Below are 3856 nucleotides of genomic sequence, written 5' to 3' on the forward strand. Positions count from 1 at the left end.
ACGCTGATATTCGTGCGCGACACAAAAAACAACCAGATGGCGGCGCGCTTCGGCTTCGGCAGGGATAGCGATGCGGTGCTGGCCAAGTTCAGGTTTTCCATGGCATTCACGCCGGATGTCTTCCACCTCGCGATGGATAAAGGCGCCGACATCGTGATTGAGGATGTCACCGCGCAGAATATCGCCTCCAAAATCCCCACGTGGTATCGCGAAGCAGTGACCTCGCAGAGCTTCCTGCTGCTGCCGGTCATGATCAACGGCAAGGCCATCGCCCTGTTTTATGCGGACATGGAGCAGGCCAACGCAATGCAGGTGTCGCAGCGCCAGCTTTCGCTGCTGCGCACGCTGCGCAACCAGGCGGTGCTGGCGATCAGGCAGAAGATGTGACGCCAACAACAATATCAGCCGCCGATTAACGCAGATGAACGCGGATAAAACCTCCGATTCGAAATATCCGCGTTCATCTGCGGCTGGCTAAAGACATGGCATTCGACCCCAACCATCTGCTACGGCGCTCGCTGATCATCGACCGCAACCGCGAGATCGCCTTCTGCCGGCTGTTTGTCGCAGAAGCAATGCGTGACGTATTGATGCCCGTCATGCTGCGGCTGGTCAATCTCGACGACCCGCGCATGACTTTTTTGCTGCCGCTGGATTGGCTGGAAGACGCGGTGCTGCTGAAAAAACTGGCCAGGAACACCATATTGATCACCGATGCACCAGGCCTGGACCTGCCGCTCACCGGCGAAGCGCGCGCTGCCGGCTACCGTGTCGCCATCGCAACCGATGCCGCCGGCGGCACGCTGGGCTTGGCCGATTTCTACCTGGTGCCGCTCACCGGCGCAGAGCATGCCACTCCGGGCATTGTGCTGAGCGGGGTGGATACCGCTGCCGATTTCGTTCGCGCGCATGCTACCGGCAGTTTGTATTTCGATGGATGCAGTCCGCTCGACACGCCCCCTATCGCCGCCAGGCCAAGCATCAATCCGGCGCACGCCGCGGTGCTGGAATTGATCAGCGCGGTGCAGCAGGAGGCCGAGCCGAAAGACATCGAAACCCTGTTCAATAAAGACGTGACCGTGTCTTTCAAGCTGCTGCGCTATATCAACTCGCCCTATTTCGGCTTGAGCACGCGGGTCGAATCGGTACGCCACGCGCTGGCGATCATCGGCTACCAGCAACTGTTCAAATGGCTGTCGCTGCTGGCCGCGACGGCCGGCAGCGGCGCCTCGCCCGCGCTTACCCAGAACGCGATGATGCGCGCACGGCTGATGGAACTCTTAGGCGCAAAAACGATGGACAAACGCGACCAGGATCACCTGTTCATCGCCGGCATGTTTTCATTGCTGGACCGCATCATGCAGACCCCGCTCCAGCAGCTGCTGGAGCGCGCCAACCTGCCCGAGACCGTCGCCCAGGCGCTGCTGGAGAATGAAGGCAAGTATGCGCATATCCTCGCAGTGGCTCGCGCCTGCGAAGGCGAAGCGCTGCCGGAAGACCAGAATTTTGCCGGCATAGACGTCAAAACCGCCAACCTCGCCCACCTCGAAGCCATCGAATGGGCGGCGCATATCGCTTCGGCGGCATAATCCATTCAACAATCATGAACCACGGGGAACGCAGGAAAAGCAAAAACTCTCAATTCGATCCGGTTCTGGTTCCCCCCGTGGTTAAAAAACAATGAAAGTATTTTAATGACGACCCCATACTCCCAGCGCCTGCTGGATCTCTACACCGCCTGTCTGGCGGAAACCGATGCCGAGACTGCCGAACTCACCGGAGATACCGAGCAGGATGTGTTCGCCGCGGCAACGTTCATTGCCGCCTATCTGACGCTGAAAGCGGTCCGGCATCTGGGACGCTCGCCCCGCGAGGAGCGGCAGGCCGATTTCGATATGCTGGGCGTCTATCAATGTTTTGCCGGCATGACGTTCATCATCCTGACGCTGCCGTTGAAAAACGAGGATATCGTGCCGGATGTGGTCCAAGGCGCCGCCGTCATCGGCAAGGCGCTGTTTTACGAACTCTCCGACGAAGCCTGCCTGGAATGCATAGAATCCGGGCTACGCAAACTGGAATTGATCGGCAAAGCCGAGCAGGACTATCTGGTACAGTTCCGTGAGGATCTGGACCGCGCGACCATCGCCTTCGTCATCGCCGGCACGGACGAAAGCTCCCCGGTCCGCCCTGCGGAACTGGTCCCGGTGTTTGCCGCACTGCTGAATATCCTGTGCGAAACCTTCTCGCGCGACAACTAAACAGGGCGGCCCGTGACGAGCATCGAAAGGCCGGGCGGGTTCGACAGACCGGATTGGTTGGAATCCCGGCCGAAGGTAACTTTTACCATTCTTGACAACTCCACCCCAACCGATCGCGCACGATAGCGAAATCTTCGGCCAGCGGCGCCATCAGGATCGGCAATCGCCTAGGAAAGACCGATGAATACACCCTGGGGAGTTTTGGTAACTTAGGAGGGAAGCAGCGCTTCGCTTTCGCGCTGCTCCGCGGAATTGCCTGTTGGCGCTTGCATGGCCATAGTTGAATATCCGGGATCGCCGTTGCCGGTTCAACGCATATCCGCCGGATCCAGCTTGCCGTCGACATAATACCAGCGATTGCCCTCGTGCACGAAACGGCTGGTTTCATGTAACCGATAAGCCCGGCCATTGATTTTGTATCTGGCGACGAATTCGACGACGGCATGATCCGCGTCGACCGGATCATGGCGCCTCACCTCCAGCCCCAGCCATCCGGTCGCCGGCCCGGCGGAAAAATCCAGGCTCCGGGGGCGCGTGCGCGGATGCCAGGTCGCCAGCAGATAAGGCTCCAGCCGGAGGACATACGCGCTGTAGCGGGAACGCATCAGCGCCTCGGCATCGGGTGCCGGCTTGCCAGCGTGCAGGAGGCCGCAGCATGCGGCATAGGTCATACCGCTACCGCAAGGGCAATCAGCCATGGCCGAAGCCTTTGAATGAAATCGTCATTATTCGTCGTCCCCGAAGTATCATTGAGCTATGTCCAATCAGAACAACATCACGCAAGAACGCCCGAAAAGCAAGAATATTCGCCAGCTCGCCCGCATCGCCGGCTTTCTCGGGCCCTATCGCAGACAGATTGTAACCGCCTCGGCAGCGCTGGTGGTTGCCTCCGCCAGTATCCTGGCGCTGGGCCAGGGGCTGAAAATTGTCATCGACCACGGCCTGTCGGCAGGCAGCACCGCGCTGCTCGACCAGGCGCTGGTGGGCATGCTGGCGGTCATCGCCGTGATGGCGGCGGCCACTTTCACGCGCTTTTATTACGTTTCATGGATAGGCGAGCGGGTAACCGCCGACATCCGCCGCGCCGTGTTCGGCCACCTGCTGGAACTGTCGCCCGGCTTTTTCGAAACCGCGCGTACCGGCGAAGTGATCTCGCGCTTGACCAGCGACACCACCGTGCTGGAATCGGCGATCGGCTCCTCGATCTCGATGGCGCTGCGCAATTTTCTCAACATGCTGGGCGCGCTGGTGATGCTGTTCGTGACCAGCGCGAAACTCACTGCGCTGGTGCTGCTCGGTGTGCCGCTGGTGATCGTGCCGATTCTGTTGTTCGGCAAACGGGTGCGCAAACTGTCACGCGCCAGCCAGGACCGCGTCGCCGATGTCGGCGCCTACATTGACGAAGCGCTGCACGAAATCCGCACCGTGCAGGCCTACGGCCACGAGTCGCAGGATAGATATTTGTTCGGCGAGCGCGTCGAACAGGTATTTGCCACCAGCGTACGCCGCATTCGCCAGCGCGCATCGTTGATGGCTGCCGTCATCCTGCTGGTGTTCGGCGCGATCGGTTTTATTTTATGGGTGGGCGGGCATGACGT

The 3856-nt window shown here is 60.0% G+C and carries 4 protein-coding genes and 1 pseudogene; 4 read left to right on the forward strand and 1 reads right to left on the reverse strand.

What is annotated here, in order from left to right:
• The 3 genes and pseudogenes from VGK14_RS13670 to VGK14_RS13680 form a co-directional block, all read left to right on the forward strand.
• Nucleotides 1–387 (forward strand): annotated as a pseudogene (locus VGK14_RS13670) (serine/threonine protein kinase); the annotation flags it as partial.
• 95 nt (nt 388–482) lie between these two features.
• On the forward strand, nt 483–1589 hold the full coding sequence (locus tag VGK14_RS13675) for an EAL and HDOD domain-containing protein (protein WP_331509648.1): 1107 nt from the start codon (nt 483–485) through the stop codon (nt 1587–1589).
• Between the two features lie 105 nt (nt 1590–1694).
• The gene (locus tag VGK14_RS13680; RefSeq protein WP_331509649.1) at nt 1695–2258 is read left to right on the forward strand and encodes a hypothetical protein; all 564 of its coding nucleotides are present in this window, start codon (nt 1695–1697) and stop codon (nt 2256–2258) included.
• Nucleotides 2259–2566: 308 nt separating this feature from the next.
• On the opposite strand, the gene VGK14_RS13685 is transcribed toward VGK14_RS13680, so the two are convergent.
• The gene (locus VGK14_RS13685; protein WP_331509650.1) at nt 2567–2956 is read right to left on the reverse strand and encodes a YchJ family protein; all 390 of its coding nucleotides are present in this window, start codon (nt 2954–2956) and stop codon (nt 2567–2569) included.
• 58 nt (nt 2957–3014) lie between these two features.
• Between VGK14_RS13685 and VGK14_RS13690 the strand changes: the two genes are divergently transcribed.
• Nucleotides 3015–3856 (forward strand): ABC transporter transmembrane domain-containing protein (locus tag VGK14_RS13690; RefSeq protein WP_331509651.1); only part of this gene is annotated, 842 nt, incomplete at its 3' end.

Origin of the sequence: Novimethylophilus sp. (genome assembly GCF_036504375.1) — a bacterium.
Classification (GTDB): Bacteria; Pseudomonadota; Gammaproteobacteria; order Burkholderiales; family Methylophilaceae; genus Novimethylophilus.